We start from the raw sequence: 18,072 nt of genomic DNA, 5'->3' as shown, positions 1-18,072 counted from the left end.
CGGCGTTATTTTACTCGATTTTTAATCTTTTTTCGCCGGACCACTGGACAAGGCGAATCACCTTTGATTCTTTACTGACGATTCGGATGTGCGGCGTTTGCCGGATCACCAAGCAGCATAGGCAATTCGGGGAGTGCCATTTATGGCGAAGGCGGACGCGTGGGGCGCGCCCGGAGGGACGGTTTTTGCGCATCGCGAGACGCGCGGCGACGGTCTTGCCGGGAATACGCGGCTCATCGCCGAACCGGCCTACCGGCGGCTTCTGGCCGCCGAGCCGCTGCTGCGCCGATCAATACCCGCCCTCATCATCACATTCCTGATCGTCATCGCGGCGCTGCGCGTGCTGTCACTGATGAACGAGCGCGACGATGTCGAGCGCAATGCCAAGGCGATCCTGACGCTGGCGGCGGGCCAGCTGGCCAGTTCGCTCGCCACCACCTCGGAAACGGCGCCCGGCGCCATACAGGATCTGCTGGAGACCACCAGCCGACAGGGCGCGATGGGCCGCAGCCATGTGCTTGTCATCACCGACAGCGCTTTCAAGATCGTCGCGGTGACGCCGCGCTCGATGCCATGGCAGGGCCATTCGCTGGACGGCCTCGTCGAGGGCGGCCAGCCCTTGTTCATGTTCGGCGATCGTGCCGGCGTCATGGACGTCAACATCGACGGACGGGACTGGTACGCGGCGGTCAGCCTGGCGAATGGCGGCAGGGGCGCATCGGCGGCCCTGGTGCCACAGGACGCGGTTTTCGATGCCTGGCGCAAGACCGTTTCGCTGAACGTCACCCTGTTCGTGCTGACGGCCGGCGTGCTGATCGTCATCCTCTACGCTTATTTCGGCCAGGCCGCGCGTGCGCAGGCGGCCGACCGCATCTACCTCGAAGCGCATCAGCGCATCGACATGGCGCTGGTTCGCGGCCGCTGCGGCCTGTGGGACTGGGACATGGTGCGCGGCAAGATGTACTGGTCGCGCTCGATGTACGACATGCTCGGCTACAAGCCGTGCGAAACGATGCTGTCCTTCGGTGAGGTCGATCAGATCATCCATCCCGAGGACGGCGACCTGTTCGAGCTCGCCAACAGAATCGTCGCACGCGAGATCGATCACATCGACCAGGTGTTCCGCATGCGCCATGCCGACGGCCAATGGATCTGGATGCGCGCACGGGCACAGGTCATCGATCCGGAAGCGCCGGAGATCCAGCTGATCGGTATCGCCGTCGACGTCACCGAACAGCGTCATCTGGCGCTGCGTTCCGAGGCTGCCGACCTTCGCCTCAGAACGGCGATCGAGAACATCAACGAATCCTTCGTGCTGTGGGATTCGACGCAGCGCCTGATCATGTGCAATTCCAAATACCAGCAGGACAACGGGCTTTCGGACCGCGACGTGATGCCGGGCACCGCGCGCGCGGCGCTGGAAGAACGCATGCTGGCCTTTGCTTCCGAACGGCGGCTTGCCCACACCAGCGGCCTGCAGGGCGGCGCCACTTTCGAGCGGCAGCTGGCCGATGGCCGCTGGCTGCAGGTCAACGAACTGAAGACCCGGGACGGCGGCATCGTCTCGGTCGGCTCCGACATCACCCAGATCAAGCTGCACCAGGAGAAGCTGGTCGACAGCGAGCGACGGCTGATGGCAACGATCCATGATCTCAGCCTCGCGCGGCGGGCCGAAGAGGAGCGTTCGCGCGAACTGGTCGACCTCAACCGCAAATACATGAAGGAAACCGAACGCGCCGAAGCTGCGAACCGGGCCAAATCCGAATTCCTGGCCAACATGTCGCATGAGTTGCGCACGCCGCTGAACGCCATCATCGGCTTCTCCGAACTGATGGAACAAGGGCTGTTCGGCCCGCTCGGATCGGAGCGCTACGAGGAATATGCCACCGACATCAACAGCAGCGGAAAATATCTGCTGGGCGTCATCAACGACATTCTCGACATGTCCAAGATCGAGGCCGGCCAATTCTCGCTGGACCGGGAAGAAATCGACCTCGGCCCGCTGATCAGCGAAACCGTACGCGTCGTTTCGCTGCAGGCGGCGCAAAAGGCCATCACCGTGGAAACGCGCATTGCCGATGCGCTGACGCTGGTCGCCGATCGCCGCGCGATCAAGCAGATCGTCATCAACCTTTTGTCCAATGCGGTGAAGTTCACCGGCCAGGGCGGCCACATATCGGTCAGGGCCCGCAACACATCCGGCGCGTTGGTGCTGACGATCGAGGACAATGGCTGCGGCATCCCCAAGGAGGCGCTCGGCAAGCTAGGACGGCCCTTCGAGCAGGTGCAGAACCAGTTCTCCAAGAGCCATGCCGGGTCTGGCCTTGGCCTTGCCATCTCACGTTCGCTGGCCGAGCTTCAGGGCGGCGCGCTGAAGATCCGGTCGAGCGAAGGTGTCGGCACGATCGTGTCGGTGCGCATTCCAGTGAAGAGGGCCGTGCCGGCGATCAAGGTTGCAGCGTGAATATTTTATCACCATCCCAGGCCTGATCCCACCTCATGGACGCGAGGTGAAACGCTTTGACAAAGTATCTATTTTATCTACCTTAGATAAGAAAGGTAGACTTTGTCATGCGAGTGACTTCAACAGAATTCCAGCAGAATGTCGGGCGTTTTCAGGACGCTGCCCAGCGTGCGCCGGTCGCAATCACAAAGAATGGCCGGACCCACACGGTACTCCTGTCGGCGGCGATGTTCGAGGTGTTGGTCAAGGGACGAGTCGCCCGTAACGCGGAAGAACTGGATGATGAGACGCTGAACGCCATCGCCGAAAGCGCCGTACCGAGCGAATATGCCGGGCTCGATGCGATGCTCAAAGACTGGACACCGTGAGCCTGCCCAAACCTATCCCGGGTCTGGTGATTTCCTATTCTTACCTCTGGGTGAGAGAACACGAAAGGGTGCCGAAGAAGGTCGCAAAAACCGACCATGCGCCATTGTCGCCGCGCGCCGGGTCGTGGAGGGCCGTGAAGTCATAACGGTCGTTCCGGTCACACACTCGCCACCGGCTGATCCTGCCGATGCAGTAGAAATACCTGCGCCACTCAAAGCCCATCTCGGCCTCGATGACACGCCGTCATGGATCGTCGTGACCGAAACCAATGACTTCCTCTGGCCGGGTCCCGATCTCAGGCCCATCGCGGGAAGCAAACCGTCCCGATTCGACTATGGTATGCTGCCGCCGCGCTTCTACGCCTATCTGCGGGAGAGAATTTTGCAGGCTCACGCACGCCGCGCGCTCCGGCAGATTCGGCGAACAGAGTAGCTGCATGAGACTGGAAACACGAAACGTCTTCAATTCCAAGGGACGATCGCTTCACGGTGATCCCGAACGAAACAAAAGATCAAAGTCCTTCCTGACCTTCTGCGACGTCTCCTTGAGGTGTGCTTCCAAAACACCGAAATCCGGCAAGTCGGTCACCGCCAGAAGCAGATCCGAAAGCCCCGGCGGAACGTCGTCGCGCTCAAAGGCTCCGGTGAGGCACAGCCGCGTCATCTGGGTCAGTGCAAGATAGAGCGCGTAGGCATCGCCAAGCTCCTGCCTTATCCCGGCATCGGCGAAGCCCGGTGCGAGGCGCGACAGGATCTCGGCGGTGCCGGTGGCGCGGCGCCCGGTCTCGACGTGCCCGGTGATGACGGCCACCTGGGCGATGAATTCCAGATCGATCAATCCTCCGGGAATAAGCTTGATGTCCCAGAGATCGCGCGGCGGCTTTTCCTTCTCGATCATACCCCGCATGTCCGCAGCCTCGGCCATCACCTTGGCGGCGTCGCGCGGCTGTCCAAGCACCGTCGCCACTTCCGCTTCAACCTCGCCGCACAGGCTGGCGTCGCCGGCAATGGCGCGGGCGCGGGCCAGCGCCATGTGTTCCCAGGTCCAAGCTTCCTGGCGCTGGTATTTCTTGAAGGCATCGATATGGGTGGCCACCGGCCCCTTGTTGCCGGACGGCCGCAGGCGCAGGTCGAGTTCGTAGAGCACCCCCTCCGCCGTCGGCGCGGACACCGCCGCGATCAGCCTTTGCGTCATGCGGGTGTAGTAATGCGAAGGCGCCAGCGGCTTGTCGCCGTTGGACTCTTCGGCATCCGGCGCGTGGTCGTAGAGCAGGATCAGGTCGACATCCGATCCGGCAGTCAACTCGCGGCTGCCGAGCTTGCCCATGCCGAGCAGCGAAACCACGCCGCCGGCAATGATGCCGTGGCGTGCCGCGAATTCGGCCGTCACCGCCTTCAACGCAGCCTCGATGGTGAGATCCGCCAGATCGGAAAAGGCGCGGCCGGCCCGCGCCGGATCGATCGAGCCGGCGAGCAGCCGGACACCAATCAGGAATTTCTGCTCGGAGGCAAAAATGCGCAGCCGGTCGAGCACATCCTCGTAAAGTCGGTCGCCCTCGACGAAGGCGGAAAGCCGCGCCGACAGATAGGCGCGGTCCGGTAGTTCGGTGAGCAAGGCCGGGTCGAGCAAACCATCGAAGACATGCGGCCTGCGGGTGATGATCGCCGCCAGCCGGGGGGCGGCCCCCATGATCGTCGCCAGAAGCTTCAGCAGGGCCGGATTGGACTGCAGCAGGGAAAACAGCTGGATGCCGGCCGGCAGGCCGGCGAGAAACTCGTCGAAGCGCATCAGCGCTTCGTCGGCCCGGCGCGTCTGGCCGAAGGATCGCAGCAGCGCCGGCGTCAGTTCCGTCAGCCGCTCGCGCGCCTCCGCCGACTGGGTGACGCGATAGCGGCCGAAATGCCAGCCTCGAATGACGCGGCAGATGTCGCTTGGCCGCTGGAAGCCGAGGCCGTGCAAGGTCTGCAGCGTATCGGGATCGTCGACATCGCCGGTGAAGACCAGATTGCCGATGCCTGTCGAAAGTTCGGGTGCTGTTTCGAACAGTGCCGCGTAGTGGCGTTCGACCTGCTGCAGCGAGGCACGGAACGCTTGGGAAAAGGCAGAAGCGTCGGCAAAGGCGAGCATGCGGGCGATGCGCTCCAGGCCTTCATCATCTTCCGGCAGTGTGTGCGTCTGCTCGTCGGCAACCATCTGCACGGCATGTTCGACGCGGCGCAGGAACCAGTACTGGCGGGCAAGCGCATCGCGCGCCTCGGTGGTGATCCAGCCGCGGGTCGCAAGCTCACCGAGCATCGGCACGGTCTCGCGGCCACGCAGTTCAGGGAAGCGTCCGCCGGCGATGAGCTGCTGGGTCTGGACGAAGAACTCGATCTCTCGAATGCCGCCGCGGCCAAGCTTGACGTTGTGGCCTTTGACCGCAATCTCGCCATGGCCCTTGTGGGCGTGGATCTGGCGCTTGATCGAATGGACGTCGGCAATCGCCGCGTAGTCCATGTATTTGCGCCAGATATAGGGCTGCAACTCCTTGAGGAAGGCCGCACCCGCGGCCAGATCGCCTGCCACCGGGCGTGCCTTGATCATCGCGGCGCGCTCCCAGTTCTGGCCGCGTGCCTCATAGTAGCGCAATGCCGCCTCGACCGGGATCGCCAGCGGTGTCGAACCGGGGTCTGGGCGCAGTCTCAGATCGGTGCGGAAGACATAACCGTGTTCGGTGCGGTCCTGCAGGATGCGCACCAGGCGGCGCGTCAGCCTCGAAAACAACTCGGTGGCGTCGAGCGGATCGACGACGGCGGGCGCTTCCGGATCGAAGAAAACCACCAGATCGATGTCGGAGGAAAAATTCAGCTCATGCGCGCCGAGCTTGCCCATGCCGAGCAGGATCCAGCCCGACTGTTTCGACGGATTGCCGACATCTGGCAGTTTGAGTTTGCCCTGGCCATGCGCGTCACGCAGCAGGAAGTCGACGGCCGCACGGGTGCAGGCGTCTGCAAGATCGCTCAATCGCCGGACCGTCAGCGCCGTTTCGGCCTCGCCGGCAAGATCGGCCAGCGCGATCAGGAAATGCGCCTCCGCCTTCCACTGGCGCAGCTCCATCATCAGGCCGGATTCCGAGACTGCTTCGGTTAGATGCACCTGGTCGATGGCGGCGCCGATCGCCTTCAGCCGAGCCTCGATCGTCTGCTCGAACAGCCCGTCCAGGATTTGCGGCCGGCGACGTGCGGTATCACGCAGGAACGGCGACAGATCGAAGACGGCGGCAAGGAAATCCTGGCCCTCCCCTTTGCCTGCCAGGAACTTGGCCAGCCGCGTCAGTCCTTCTTCGCGCGCGGCGGAAGCGATCTCGGCCAGTTCCAACCGCGCACGGTCCTTGTCGAGCGGAGCAAGCTTGGCAGCCGGCTTCAGCAGCCATCCAGTCTCCACCCGCTTCGCTGCAGTGCTCATCAGTGATCCTCCCGAGCCGGGAAACTCATGACCACGGATAGTCCAGGATTGCCAGGCAAGAGTTCAAGCCGGCCATTGTGGAACGTCATGACCGCCTTGGCGAGGCTGAGGCCAAGACCGGAACCCGGCTGCGAACGGCTCTTCTCCAGCCGCACGAAACGTTCCGTGGCGCGGGCGCGGTCGCCATCGTCGGGAATGCCGTGTCCATTGTCGGCAACGGACAGGCGAACGTCCGCACCGGCTCGCTCGAGCGTGACGCGCACCGCCGGCTGGGCATTGGCGCCTGTGGAATATTTGATGGCGTTGTCGACGATGTTCGACAGCGCCTGGCCGATCAGTTCGCGGTTGCCGTTGACGGACACCGCCTCGCGCGCGTCTGCTTCCAGCGATACGCCTGCCTCTTCCGCCACCGGCTCGTAGAGTTCGACGACATCGCGCACGGCCTCCGCCAGATCGACGCGGTTGGTGTTCTCCGAGGAGTAGCCAGCCTCCAGCCGGGAAATCATCAGGATGGCGTTGAAGGTTTTTATCAACTGGTCTGACTCGGCAATGGTGCCTTCCAGCGCCTGCCGGTAATCGGTGGGCTTTTGCTTGCCCGAAAGCGTCGCTTCGGCCCGATTGCGCAGCCGGGTCAGCGGCGTCTTCAGATCATGCGCGATGTTGTCGGAAACCTGCTTCAGGCCTTCGTTCAGCGCGGCGATCCTGGCCAGCATGGCATTGAGATTTTCGGAGAGCCGGTCGAACTCATCGCCAACCCCCGTCACGGGCAGCCTGCCCGACAGATCGCCGCCCATAATGCGGCGGCTGGCTTCCGACACGCTGTCGATGCGCTTCAGCGCGGCGCGGCCGACAAAAAACCAGATCAGCAATCCGCCCAGCCCCATCATGCCGAGCGCCAGCATCAGCGCACGGCGGATGACCGCACGAAACCGCTCCGGCTCGCCAAGGTCGCGGCCGACCAGCATGATCATCTGGTTCGGCAGCCGCAGCACCAGCGCTATGGCGTTGTGGCCCTTTTCGCCCTGCGCCTGCGCATCGTTCTGCTCGGATTGGGTGGTGGTACCCTGCTCGGCGGGAAGGTTGCGCAGGCGCTCGAGCTCTCCCTCGCCAAAGCGCTGATAAGAGAACGGACTGCTGGTCCAGCCTTCGTTCTCGAGAACGCCCGGCTCCAGGCTCTGCACATTGCCGGTCAGGATTTGGCCGTTGGCGTCGGCGATCAGGTAAAGGTTGGCGCCGGGCTGGCGCGAGCGCTGTTCCACCACGCGTACCAGGATCGGCAGGCCACCGCGCTGATAGGCGCGGGCAAGGCCGAGCACTTCGTCATTGATGGTCTCCTGCGTCTGTGCGGTCAGCATTCGCGCCGACAGCGACGTCATGTAGAAGACGAGCGCCACCGCGCAGAGCGCGAAGAGCAGGAAGTAGAGCGCCGAAAGCCGCGCTGCCGTCGTCTTCATGATGGCTGGCACGGAAAGAGCCATGCCGCAGCTAGCCGCTCTTCAGCATATAGCCGGCGCCGCGAACCGTATGCAGGATGGGCTTGTCGAAGCCCTTCTCGATCTTGCCGCGCAGCCGCGAGACATGGACGTCGATGACATTGGTCTGCGGATCGAAATGGTAGTCCCAGACATTTTCCAGCAGCATGGTGCGTGTCACCACCTGGCCGGCATGCCGCATCAGATATTCGAGCAAGCGGAATTCACGCGGCTGCAATGTGATCTCGCGTGACGCACGGCGGACCGAATGCGACAGCCTGTCGAGTTCGAGATCGCCGACGCGGTAGACGGTTTCGGCTTCCTTGGCGCTGGCGCGACGGTTCAGAACCTCAACGCGGGCGAGAAGCTCGGAGAAGGCATAGGGTTTCGTCAGGTAGTCGTCGCCGCCGGCGCGCAGCCCCGTGACCCTATCATCGACCTCGCCGAGCGCCGACAGGATCAGCACTGGCGTTGTGTTGCCCCTGGACCGGAGACCGGCAATGACCGACAGGCCGTCGCGACGCGGCATCATCCGGTCGATCACCATCACGTCGTAGTCGCCGGCGTCGGCGAGCGCAAAGCCGGTTTCGCCGTCACCGGCGACATGAGCGGTGTGACCGGCCTCGGCAAAGGCTTTCTGCAAGTAATCCGCAGCCTCGCGATCGTCTTCTATGACGAGAATCTTCATAGGGCTGTTATACGCGATTTCGCCGGAAGGTTGAGTGGCAGACATCTGCATTGTGGCCTTTGCCAAAGCGCACCGCGATCAAGATTGCCCGAAGCCGTGCGCGATAAAGCTGCTCGCCGCCGATGTCGTTTGCATCGGATCGCGGAAGCGCTTTTGAAAGTGTGCGGCAGCGGACGATGGGAAGCCCGCTGCCGCCGGGGGAAGGCGCGATGACTGACTAACGCGCGCTCCTCCATGCTTTCCCGCACGGCGGCTCGGGGTATTGAAACTGCCGCACTGGAAAAGTCCAACCTGCCGCCGGAACGCCCTCATCCACCTGGAAAGGCCGAGAGAACGCTCCGGGACCGACCTCAGCCTTTGGCGACGGGCAGCGCGACGAACCGATTGGTGTCGTCGCGGGTGATCTGCATCAGCACTGCCTTGCGGCCGGATTTGACTGCTTCGGTCATCGCCTTGGTGACGTCTTCGGTGCCGTTCACTTCGGTCGAATTGACTGACGTGATGACGTCGCCCGGCTGGATGCCGCGATCGGCGGCGTCGCTGTCGGGATCGACATCGGTCACCACCAGTCCCTTGCCGTTTTCAGACTTGGTAACGGTCAGGCCGAGATCGGCCAGCGTGTCGGGCTTGGCCGGGGCGGCGGGCTGCTGCTGATCGACAGAGGCCTGCTTGTCGCTCGAAGGCAGTTTGCCGAGATCGACCTTGACCGTCTGGCTCTTGCCGTCGCGCCACACGGTGACGTCGACCGACTTGCCAGGCGAATAGGCGCCGATCAGCCGGGCCAGTTCCTTCGGCGAAGCGACATCCTTGCCGTCGACCTGGGTGATCACGTCACCGGCCGTGATGCCCGCCTTCTTGCCGGGACCATCGTCCTGGGCACTGGAAACCAGTGCGCCGTTGTTGGACTTCAGACCAAGCGACTCAGCGATGTCGGAGGTGACCGGCTGGATTTCCACACCGAGCCAGCCGCGCTGCACGGAACCGCTCTTCATCAGGTCCTGAACGACCTGCTTGGCGGTCGAAGCGGGAATGTCGAAGGCGATGCCGACGCTGCCGCCTGACGGCGAGAAGATCGCGGTGTTGATGCCGACGACCTGGCCGTTGAGGTTGAAGGTCGGACCGCCAGAATTGCCGCGGTTGACCGATGCGTCGATCTGGATGAAGTCGTCATAAGGGCCAGCGCCGATGTCACGGCCGCGGGCGGAGACGATGCCGGCGGTGACGGTTCCACCAAGACCGAACGGATTGCCGACGGCCACCACCCAGTCGCCTACGCGAACCTTGGAGTCATCGGCGAAGTCGACATAGGTAAACTTGCCGACGCCGTCGACCTTAAGCACGGCGAGATCGGTGCGCGGGTCGGTGCCGATCAGCTTGGCGTCGAGCTCCTTGCCGTCATGCATCACCACGGTGAAGGCCGAGCCTTCCGAAACGACGTGGTTGTTGGTGACGAGATAGCCGTCATCCGAGATAAAGAAGCCGGAGCCTTGAGCAACCGGCCGCGGCTGGTCGTTGTTGCGGTCGCGGTGGCTGAAGCGCCTGTTGCCGCCACCCTGGCCGTCCTGGTCACCAAAGCCACGGAATTCCTTGAAGAAGCGGCGCAGCTGTGGATTGTTGGGCAGGTTGTTCATGCCATCCTGGTCGTCGGACGGGTCGGAGCCATCATCGGCGGCCGGGCTGATCTTGGCCTTGACCTTGACGCTGACAACGGCGGGAGAAACGCGCTCGACGACATCGGCGAAGCCCGGCACCTGCGGCGCCTCGACGCGCACGGCATCGGCCAGAACAGGGCTGGTTCCGCTGGTCAGCGCGCCAACGCCGATCGCACCGGCCACCGCGACAGATGCGACGGCAGCCATGAGACGCTTGCGGGTGACGGAATATGAATTGGGGGCAATATTCATGGATTTCTTATCCTCTTTCAACGGACGCTGCTTGATCGGCATCCTCAGGAAAAGAGAATTAGAGCGGCACACATTACAGCGCCATTTCCGACACATGAAACTTTGGTAATGTTTGGGAGTCAGGGGACGTACAATCCCCTTGGCTGCCATGTCCGATGTGCTATCTTGTACACAACTCAGCACAAGGCTTTCATAAATGACAGCAAGCACCACCATGACCATCCGGGTCTCTCCCGAAACCAAGCTGAAGCTGGAGCGGATCGCCACCGACACCCGGCGTAGCAAATCGTTCCTCGCCGCCGAGGCGGTCTCGGCCTACGTCGATCGCGAACTCGATATCATTGAAGGCATCAAACGCGGCATGGAAGATGCGGCGGCTGGCCGTGTCGTGCCTCACGACGATGCGATGGCGGAAATCGACGCAGTCATCGAATCGGCGGAAGCCAGGCGCTTGGGCAAGGCGTGAAGCGGTTCGTCGCCTGGTCGCGAGAAGCGCTGGACGATCTTAAGCAGCAAGTTGCCTTTATCGCTCAGGACAATCCTGCTGCCGCCCGACGCCTGGCGGATCGTATTCATGAAATGGGCCAGGGCCTTGGTGAGATGGCGACGGGCCGCCCAGGCCGAGTGACAGGCACATATGAGAAGCTCATCGACCGCCTGCCCTACATCATTGCCTATGAGTTGCGCCCAATCGCTGGCCGTCAGAGCGTCGTTATCCTGCGCGTCATTCACACGTCGCGAGACTGGCCCTCGGAGGAATGGCCAAGCTAATTGCCTAGTATCTTGTCCAGCGCCGCCTGTTCCTCAGTGGTCAACGCATTGGTCGCCAGCACGCGGCGCGACCGCGCGGTCAGCACGATGAAAACGCCTCCTATCAGCAACAGCAGGACGGGCGTGCCCCATAGCAACGCATTGCGCAGGTCGAAACGCGGCTTCAGCAGCACGAACTCGCCATAGCGCGAAACCACGTAGTCCATGACCTGCTGGTCGGTGTCGCCGGCGACGAGGCGCTGACGCACAAGGACGCGCAAGTCGCGGGCAAGGTCGGCATCGGATTCGTCGATCGACTGGTTCTGGCAGACCATGCAGCGCAAGCCTTCCGACAGCGCCCGCGCCCGCGCCTCCAGCGTTGGATCAGGCAGCACCTCGTCAGGCTTCACCGCCGAGGCCGTGCCGGCAAAGAACAGCGCCAGCAGCAGGATAATGGAGGTCAGAGAAAGCCGCGCGTTCATGGCAGGGTCGCGGATGGCACCGCGCTCGCCTGCTTGCGCCGCCGCGACGGCGCGCCGACGCGCAGGCGCCGGTCCATCAGTGACATCGCAGCGCCCGCCATCATCATCAGGCCGCCGCCCCAGATCAACGTCACCAGCGGCTTCCACCACAAACGCACGACGACGGAACCGTCATTGCCCTCGTCGCCGAGCGAGATGTAGAGCTGCGAGAAACCAATCGTCCTGATGCCCGATTCCGTCGTCGTCATCTGCCGCACCGGATAAAACCGTTTGGCGGAGCTGATTTCGCCAACAGGGCTGCCGCTGATGCCGATCAGTTCGAAGCGGCCGAGATCCTCGCTGTAATTCGGTCCCTGGGCCGGATAAAGCCCGACGAAACGCAGCGTATGGCCGGAGAGTTCGACGGTCTCACCGGCATGCATCGACAGGATCTTCTCGGTGCCGAAGCAAAGTGTGCCGACGATGCCGAGCGTGGTCAGGCCCAAGCCAAGGTGAGCGAAGGCGGTGCCGAAGACCGAGCGCGGCAGGCCGAGCAAGCGCCTGACCATGATCCCCGCTGCGACATTGCCGACCCCCGATTTGACGGCGAGGTCGGTGAGCGCGCCAAGGATCAGCCAGACGGCAAGGCCAACGCCCAGGGCTGCGAACACCGAGGCGCCGTCGATGAACAGAACGGTGACCAGCGTCGCCAGCAGCGCCGCTGCAAAGGCCACCATAAGGCGCTGCGCGACGGCGAAGACATCGCCACGCTTCCAGGCCAGCAACGGCCCGAACGGAACCACGAGCAGCAGCGGCACCATCAGCGGTCCGAAGGTGAGATTGAAGAACGGCGCGCCGACCGAGATCTTGTCGGCTGAAAAGGCTTCGACGGCGAGCGGGTAGAGTGTGCCCACGAGGACGGTCGCGGTCGCCGTCGTCAGGAACAGATTGTTGAGGACCAGCGCCCCTTCTCGGGAAATCGGTTGGAACAGGCCGCCGGTCGTCAGCCGGGAAGCGCGCAGCGCAAACAGCGCCAGCGAGCCGCCGATAAACAGCGTCAGTATGCACAGGATAAACACGCCGCGCGTCGGATCGGTGGCAAAGGCGTGCACAGAGGTCAGCACGCCTGAACGCACGAGGAAGGTGCCGAGCAGCGACAGCGAAAAGGTCAGGATGGCGAGCAGCAGCGTCCAGATCTTCAGCGCCGAGCGCTTTTCCATGACGATGGCCGAATGGAGCAGCGCGGTCCCCGCCAGCCACGGCATGAAGGAGGCGTTCTCGACCGGATCCCAGAACCAGAAACCGCCCCAACCGAGTTCGTAGTAGGCCCAGTACGATCCCATGGCGATGCCGCCGGTCAGGAACATCCAGGCGACCAGCGTCCACGGCCGCACCCAGCGCGCCCAGGACGCGTCGATGCGGCCTTCGATGAGAGCGGCAACCGAGAAGGAAAAACAGATCGAGAAGCCGACATAGCCGAGATAGAGAAAAGGCGGGTGAATGGCGAGGCCGAGATCCTGCAGGATCGGGTTGAGATCGCGGCCTTCGATCGGCGCCGGATTGAGCCGGATGAACGGATTGGACGTCGCCAGGATGAACAGGAAGAAGACGGCGCCGATGGCGCCTTGCACCGCAAGCACATTGGCGCGCAGCGTCGCCGGCAGGTTGGAGCCGAAAGCGGCGACGAGCGCGCCGAAGAAGGTCAGGATCAACACCCAAAGCAGCATCGAGCCTTCATGATTGCCCCAGGTTCCGGTGATCTTGTAGATCAACGGCTGCAAGGAATGCGAGTTTTCCCACACGCTTGCCACCGAGAAATCGGAGCTTGCATAGGCACTCGCCAACGCTGCGAAGGACAGCGCCGTCAAGGCAAAGCCGGTCACCGCGACCGGACCGCCGACGGCCATGAGGCGCTGGTTGTTCAGGCGCGCGCCAAACAGCGGCACTACCGTCTGCACCAGCGAAAGCGCAAACGCCAGGACGAGGGCGAAATGTCCGGCTTCAACCATGCCCGTGATCCATTGTCGCTCTCCTGCCGGAGCTATTCACTCTTGTTCTCCTGCCAGACGCCCTTGGCCTTGAGGCCGTCCGCAACCTCCTTGGGCATGTAGCGCTCATCATGCTTGGCCAGCACGCTATCGGCAACAAAAACCCCGTCCGGGCCGAAAGTACCCTCGGTGATGACGCCCTGCTCTTCGCGGAAAAGGTCGGGCAGGATGCCGGTGTAGGTGACCTTGACCGATTTGTGCGTGTCGGTCACCGAAAAGCCAACCGTGGCCCCCTGTCCGCGCTGGATCGTGCCTTGTTCGACCAATCCACCCAACCGGATGCGCTGGCCAGGCTGGACGCTGGCGGTGGTGAGATCGGCCGGCATGTAGAAATAGGAGGCCTTCTGGCCAAGCGCGTAAAAAGTCAGCCCGGTCGCGGCACCCAGGAAGACCAGCCCGCCCGCGATCACCGACAATCGTTTCTGCTTGCGCGTCATGTCTTGTTCTACTCCGTCGCCGCAAGCCCAAGCGAAGCGGCAAAGGCAGTGAATTTCTTCGCCTGGTCACTGTCGGCTCCAAAGACGGCAATGGCGCGACCGAGCGCCTCACGCGCCTGATCGGCCTTGCCGAGCACGACATAGGAACGAACGAGCCGCATCCATCCTTCCGGATCGCGCGGATTTTGCCGTAGTTTGTCGTCGAGGCCGGCGACCATCGTATTGATCATGGTCTCCCGATCCTGCGGCGACATCGAGGATGCGGCGTCGACATCGCCGGCATCGGGACCGTTGGTGGCGCCGCCGGAAGCGACGTCGGAGCTTCCGGATTTGGCGAGCGCCTGCTCGACGGCACCGCGCCATGGCGAGTCCGGCGGCAATCTGCCCAGCATCGCCTGCCATGCCGTGGTCGCTTCCTTGGCGCGACCCTCCTGCGCCAATGCCATGGCCAGGTAGAAGCTGGCCTTCGCATTGGCCGGATCGAGCTTCAGGGCTGCCTCGAAAGCATCCTGGGCATCGGCCGAGACAATGCCGCCTGCCGCGCTGGCGATCGCCTCGCCGAGACCGGCCTGGCGAAGGGCGCTGTCGCCATCGAGCCGAATGGCGTTGCGATAGGCTCCTGCCGCGTCGGAAAAGCGCTGCATGCGCAGATAGACCGGTGCCAGCACGTCCCAGCCCCTGCCGTCAGTGGGATTGGCGGCCAGATGGGCTTCGGCCCGCGCCACCAGCTCGTCGAGCGAACTGTCGGCGGGATTCTTGGCCAACCGCTCGCTGAGCGGTTGCGACGGCAGGTCAGGAGAGCCAAGCTTGACATAGAGCCCCCAACTGACCAGCGGCACCGCCAGCACGGCTACGGTTGCCACCAGCCTTGCCGTGACCGGCGCTCGGCCAGGGTTTGCGCCGCCGGCGGTACCCGCATTGTCAAGGCGAAGGATGCGGCGAGCGATCTCGGCGCGGGCCTCGGCGGCTTCGGCCGGCTGGATCAAGCCACGCGCGGCGTCGCGGTCAAGCTCGGACAATTGGTCCCGATAGACTTCGAGATCATGTTCGCCGCTCGACGACGCGCCCTTGGCGCTGGCGGCCAGCGGCAGCAGCACCGCCAGGCTTGCACCCAGCGTGAGAATGGCGGCTATGACCCAGAACAGCATGGTTCTTCCAATACCGGCAGAGCTCTGCCGTGCCAACAGATGCATGCTGCGACGCTTTGACGACGCCAGCCGCCAATCGTCGGCAGACGGTCGTCAGGTCAGCGGCGTCCAGCTGCCATCGGCGTTGCGGCAAGCGGTTCCACGCGCAGTGACCCCGGCGCCGGCGGAAAACACCGTCTGCGTGTACTGGCGGCAGTCCTGCGAACCGACGCGGTACGGCTGGGCCGGAACCACCTCGCCGTAGCGCGAAGCCTGAGCGCCCTTCCACGTCACCTTCTGGCCACTGGTCGTATATTCTAGCGCCTTGTATTCAGCCTCGAGCGCGCTGCGCTTCTCGGTCTCGCTGAGGCCGTTGCCGATCGCCCCGCTGATTAGGCCGCCGCCCATCGCCGAAATGATCGTCGTGGTCACCTTGCCGCTGGAAGGAGGTGTCGAGGCCGGTGTCACTGCCACGGTTGGACCCTTGCCGCTCAAGGTGGTGCAGCCGGAAACGGCCAGCAATGCGGAAACGAGAGCGACGCGAATCTTCATGCCAACAACCGATTTTCTTGAGTGGGAGCCTGCCATGGATGCGCCGGGGGCCGCGTCATCGGAGAAGTTGGCGTGGCCATAGTATTGATATTTGTCGGAAATTTGGCCGCTGGCCGCTGCAGGACCAATCGACATGCCGCCCAATAACATCTCCCGTCCCTCTATGTCGATTGGCCCTAGTGAACATCACTGAAGGCTCCGCAATCGCACCACCGCCTTCAATCCGCCCATACCGGACCGTTCGAGCGCCAGAACGCCTCCATACTCGTTGACAAGGTCTGCGACAATGGCCAGCCCCAGACCTGTTCCGGGCTTTGTCTCGTCCAGACGCCGTCCTCGCTTCAGCGCCTCGCGCGCCTTGTCCTCCGGAATGCCGGGACCGTCATCCTCTATGCTGATCTCGAACAGGCCGGCCGGGTCGTCCTTGCCGGTCAAGGGCACGACCGAAACCTGCACCGCGCTCTTTGCCCATTTCATCGCGTTTTCAAGAAGATTGCCCAACAGTTCCTCAAGGTCCTCGCGCTCGCCGGCGAAGACGATCTCGGTTGCCGGCAGCGACAGCGACAGATTTGTCTGCGGATTGAGCTTCTGCAGAACCCGCACCATGCGCTGCACCAGCGGCATCACCGGCGTGCGGAAGACGACGCTGTCGCGTTGTGCCGCGACGCGGGCGCGCTGGAGATAGTGTTCGACCTGCTTCTGCATGGAAGCGGCCTGTTCGGCGATCAGCTGCCCCTTGGCACCGCCGAGCGCGCGGCCCTCGTTGAGCAGCACCGCCAGCGGCGTCTTCAGCGAATGGGCGAGATTGCCGACCTGTGTTCGCGACCGTTCGACGATGCGCCTGTTGTTTTCGATCAAGGCATTGGTTTCGTTGGCAAGCGGTTCGATCTCGGCTGGGAACTGGCCGTCGAGCCTCTGCGCGGTGCCCTCGCGCACCATGGCAAGCGCGTTCCTGACCCGGCGCAACGGCTGCAGGCCAAGCAGGATGGCGATCGCGTTGATGGCGATCATGCCGACGCCGAACAGGGAGAGGTAAGTCAGCAGGCGACGCTGGAAGGTAGCGATTTCCTGTTCGAGTTCGCTTTGGTTGCCCATGACGCGGAAGCGCGCGGCGCGGTTCTTGGAATCGAGAACGAATTCGCTCTCGAACACTTCGAGCTGCTCACCATCGATGCCTTCGGTCGGATAGCTGCGCTGGAAGCTGGCGTTGAACGGCACATCGGCAACGCTCGGCGACGGGATGTTTTTCAACATCGAAGACGAATGAAGATCACCATGCACACCTTCCGAAGCGGGCTCCACCGACCAGTACCAGCCCGAATTCGGCTCCGAGAACCGAAGGTCGCCGAGGTCTGGCGCGCCAGTCAGCGCCCCGCTGTCGGAGATGCCGATCGAACCGATCAGGTTGAACAGATGCGCCGAAAGCAGGCTGTCGAAGCCGCGCTCGCTGGCCTGGCGGTATAGGGTGGTGATCAAGGTGAAGATGACAACGAGCGTCACGATCGCCCAGACCGTGGAAAAGGCGATGACGCGGAACGTCAGCGAACGCGGCCACAAACGCAGCGAAAGCGGCGTCCTCGCGGTTGGTTTGAGCGGTTCCGAGTTACGCCTCCGGCTCACGCATGCGGTAGCCCATGCCGCGCACGGTTTCGATCATGTCGATGCCCATCTTCTTGCGCAGCCGCCCGACAAACACCTCAATGGTGTTGGAATCGCGGTCGAAATCCTGATCGTAGAGGTGCTCGACCAGTTCGGTCCGCGAGACGACCTCGCCCATATGGTGCATCAGATAGGCAAGCAGGCGGAATTCGTGCGACGTCAGTTTCAACGGCACGCCGTCGACATCGGCCTTGGAGGCCTTGGTGTCGAGACGCAGCGGCCCGCAGGTCAGTTCGGACGAGGCATGGCCGGCAGCCCGCCGGATCAGGGCCCGCAGCCTGGCCAGCACCTCCTCGATGTGGAACGGCTTGGTGACGTAGTCATCGGCGCCGGCATCGATGCCGGAGACCTTGTCGCTCCAGCGGTCGCGCGCCGTCAGGATCAGCACCGGCATCTTGCGGCCGCCGCGTCGCCAACGCTCGACCACGCTGATGCCGTCCATCTGCGGCAGGCCGATATCGAGCACGACGGCGTCGTAGGGCTCGGTGTCGCCAAGGAAATGGCCTTCCTCGCCGTCGAAGGCGCGGTCGACGACATAGCCGGCATCGACCAGCGCATCCGATATCTGCCGATTGAGATCCTTGTCATCTTCGACGACGAGTACACGCATGCGGAGTTCGATACCTGTTGAAGAGCTTTACCTGTTGAAGAGCTTTGTCAGATTGAAGACTGGGGCAGATATAGGCCGATTCCGGCG

The 18,072-nt window shown here is 63.2% G+C and carries 15 protein-coding genes; 4 read left to right on the top strand and 11 right to left on the bottom strand.

The window, feature by feature from the left end; genetic code table 11:
* Nucleotides 1–142 precede the first annotated feature (142 nt).
* Nucleotides 143–2,464, top strand: coding sequence for a PAS domain-containing sensor histidine kinase (locus tag NKH95_RS04400; RefSeq protein WP_352891125.1), 2,322 nt, complete (start codon nucleotides 143–145; stop codon nucleotides 2,462–2,464).
* A gap of 107 nt (nucleotides 2,465–2,571) precedes the next feature.
* Nucleotides 2,572–2,832 carry a type II toxin-antitoxin system prevent-host-death family antitoxin gene (locus tag NKH95_RS04395; protein ID WP_023812822.1) on the top strand — a complete coding sequence of 87 codons (261 nt, stop codon included), beginning with the start codon at nucleotides 2,572–2,574 and terminating at the stop codon, nucleotides 2,830–2,832.
* 484 nt (nucleotides 2,833–3,316) lie between these two features.
* Here NKH95_RS04395 and NKH95_RS04390 read toward each other — a convergent pair whose 3' ends face one another.
* The 4 genes from NKH95_RS04390 to NKH95_RS04375 form a co-directional block, all read right to left on the bottom strand.
* A complete protein-coding gene (locus NKH95_RS04390; RefSeq protein WP_352891124.1) occupies nucleotides 3,317–6,277 on the bottom strand; it encodes a bifunctional [glutamine synthetase] adenylyltransferase/[glutamine synthetase]-adenylyl-L-tyrosine phosphorylase in 2,961 nt (986 codons plus the stop codon).
* Nucleotides 6,277–7,755, bottom strand: coding sequence for a sensor histidine kinase (locus NKH95_RS04385; protein ID WP_023812819.1), 1,479 nt, complete (start codon nucleotides 7,753–7,755; stop codon nucleotides 6,277–6,279). The genes NKH95_RS04390 and NKH95_RS04385 overlap by 1 nt, the downstream gene beginning before the upstream one ends.
* A gap of 7 nt (nucleotides 7,756–7,762) precedes the next feature.
* Nucleotides 7,763–8,437 (bottom strand): response regulator transcription factor, encoded by a 675-nt coding sequence (locus tag NKH95_RS04380; RefSeq protein ID WP_023812818.1) that lies wholly within the window; start codon nucleotides 8,435–8,437, stop codon nucleotides 7,763–7,765.
* A gap of 350 nt (nucleotides 8,438–8,787) precedes the next feature.
* Entirely contained in the window at nucleotides 8,788–10,341 is a 1,554-nt protein-coding gene (locus NKH95_RS04375) for a Do family serine endopeptidase (protein ID WP_352441296.1), read from the bottom strand.
* Nucleotides 10,342–10,537: 196 nt separating this feature from the next.
* On the opposite strand from NKH95_RS04375, the gene NKH95_RS04370 reads away from it, so the two are divergent.
* Both NKH95_RS04370 and NKH95_RS04365 read left to right on the top strand, forming a co-directional pair.
* Nucleotides 10,538–10,807 carry a CopG family ribbon-helix-helix protein gene (locus NKH95_RS04370; protein ID WP_023812816.1) on the top strand — a complete coding sequence of 90 codons (270 nt, stop codon included), beginning with the start codon at nucleotides 10,538–10,540 and terminating at the stop codon, nucleotides 10,805–10,807.
* Nucleotides 10,804–11,112, top strand: a complete 309-nt coding sequence (locus tag NKH95_RS04365) for a type II toxin-antitoxin system RelE/ParE family toxin (protein WP_128303003.1) — start codon at nucleotides 10,804–10,806, stop codon at nucleotides 11,110–11,112. The genes NKH95_RS04370 and NKH95_RS04365 overlap by 4 nt, the downstream gene beginning before the upstream one ends.
* On the opposite strand, the gene NKH95_RS04360 is transcribed toward NKH95_RS04365, so the two are convergent.
* The 7 genes from NKH95_RS04360 to NKH95_RS04330 all read right to left on the bottom strand — a co-directional run bounded on the left by NKH95_RS04360 (nucleotide 11,109) and on the right by NKH95_RS04330 (nucleotide 17,985).
* Nucleotides 11,109–11,573 (bottom strand): cytochrome c-type biogenesis protein, encoded by a 465-nt coding sequence (locus NKH95_RS04360; protein ID WP_128303002.1) that lies wholly within the window; start codon nucleotides 11,571–11,573, stop codon nucleotides 11,109–11,111. The two genes, NKH95_RS04365 and NKH95_RS04360, sit on opposite strands and share 4 nt — an antisense overlap.
* Nucleotides 11,570–13,561, bottom strand: coding sequence for a heme lyase CcmF/NrfE family subunit (locus NKH95_RS04355; protein WP_352891123.1), 1,992 nt, complete (start codon nucleotides 13,559–13,561; stop codon nucleotides 11,570–11,572). Before NKH95_RS04355 ends, NKH95_RS04360 begins: the two co-directional genes overlap by 4 nt.
* A 32-nt stretch (nucleotides 13,562–13,593) precedes the next feature.
* Nucleotides 13,594–14,037 carry a cytochrome c maturation protein CcmE gene (ccmE, locus tag NKH95_RS04350; protein ID WP_352891122.1) on the bottom strand — a complete coding sequence of 148 codons (444 nt, stop codon included), beginning with the start codon at nucleotides 14,035–14,037 and terminating at the stop codon, nucleotides 13,594–13,596.
* 8 nt (nucleotides 14,038–14,045) lie between these two features.
* Nucleotides 14,046–15,185, bottom strand: coding sequence for a c-type cytochrome biogenesis protein CcmI (gene ccmI / locus NKH95_RS04345; protein WP_352891121.1), 1,140 nt, complete (start codon nucleotides 15,183–15,185; stop codon nucleotides 14,046–14,048).
* Between the two features lie 93 nt (nucleotides 15,186–15,278).
* Nucleotides 15,279–15,716, bottom strand: coding sequence for an RT0821/Lpp0805 family surface protein (locus tag NKH95_RS04340; protein ID WP_023812810.1), 438 nt, complete (start codon nucleotides 15,714–15,716; stop codon nucleotides 15,279–15,281).
* 186 nt (nucleotides 15,717–15,902) lie between these two features.
* On the bottom strand, nucleotides 15,903–17,336 hold the full coding sequence (locus NKH95_RS04335) for an ATP-binding protein (protein WP_352891120.1): 1,434 nt from the start codon (nucleotides 17,334–17,336) through the stop codon (nucleotides 15,903–15,905).
* Nucleotides 17,320–17,985 carry a response regulator transcription factor gene (locus NKH95_RS04330; RefSeq protein ID WP_023812809.1) on the bottom strand — a complete coding sequence of 222 codons (666 nt, stop codon included), beginning with the start codon at nucleotides 17,983–17,985 and terminating at the stop codon, nucleotides 17,320–17,322. The genes NKH95_RS04335 and NKH95_RS04330 overlap by 17 nt, the downstream gene beginning before the upstream one ends.
* Between the last annotated feature and the right edge of the window lie 87 nt (nucleotides 17,986–18,072).

The organism is Mesorhizobium sp. M0848, from assembly GCF_040319805.1.
In the GTDB taxonomy this organism is placed as follows: Bacteria; Pseudomonadota; Alphaproteobacteria; order Rhizobiales; family Rhizobiaceae; genus Mesorhizobium.
This window is presented reverse-complemented; position numbering and strand designations above follow the sequence as displayed.

Excerpts from the sequence above, each read along its gene's own strand:
- NKH95_RS04390 (WP_352891124.1), bottom strand. The coding sequence starts at position 6,277 with ATGAGCACTGCAGCGAAGCGGGTGGAGACTGGATGGCTGCTGAAGCCG.
- NKH95_RS04375 (WP_352441296.1), bottom strand. The coding sequence starts at position 10,341 with ATGAATATTGCCCCCAATTCATATTCCGTCACCCGCAAGCGTCTCATG.
- NKH95_RS04380 (WP_023812818.1), bottom strand. The coding sequence starts at position 8,437 with ATGAAGATTCTCGTCATAGAAGACGATCGCGAGGCTGCGGATTACTTG.
- NKH95_RS04340 (WP_023812810.1), bottom strand. The coding sequence starts at position 15,716 with ATGAAGATTCGCGTCGCTCTCGTTTCCGCATTGCTGGCCGTTTCCGGC.
- NKH95_RS04330 (WP_023812809.1), bottom strand. The coding sequence starts at position 17,985 with ATGCGTGTACTCGTCGTCGAAGATGACAAGGATCTCAATCGGCAGATA.
- ccmI (WP_352891121.1), bottom strand. The coding sequence starts at position 15,185 with ATGCTGTTCTGGGTCATAGCCGCCATTCTCACGCTGGGTGCAAGCCTG.
- NKH95_RS04360 (WP_128303002.1), bottom strand. The coding sequence starts at position 11,573 with ATGAACGCGCGGCTTTCTCTGACCTCCATTATCCTGCTGCTGGCGCTG.
- NKH95_RS04385 (WP_023812819.1), bottom strand. The coding sequence starts at position 7,755 with ATGGCTCTTTCCGTGCCAGCCATCATGAAGACGACGGCAGCGCGGCTT.
- NKH95_RS04355 (WP_352891123.1), bottom strand. The coding sequence starts at position 13,561 with ATGGTTGAAGCCGGACATTTCGCCCTCGTCCTGGCGTTTGCGCTTTCG.
- ccmE (WP_352891122.1), bottom strand. The coding sequence starts at position 14,037 with ATGACGCGCAAGCAGAAACGATTGTCGGTGATCGCGGGCGGGCTGGTC.
- NKH95_RS04400 (WP_352891125.1), top strand. The coding sequence starts at position 143 with ATGGCGAAGGCGGACGCGTGGGGCGCGCCCGGAGGGACGGTTTTTGCG.
- NKH95_RS04370 (WP_023812816.1), top strand. The coding sequence starts at position 10,538 with ATGACAGCAAGCACCACCATGACCATCCGGGTCTCTCCCGAAACCAAG.
- NKH95_RS04395 (WP_023812822.1), top strand. The coding sequence starts at position 2,572 with ATGCGAGTGACTTCAACAGAATTCCAGCAGAATGTCGGGCGTTTTCAG.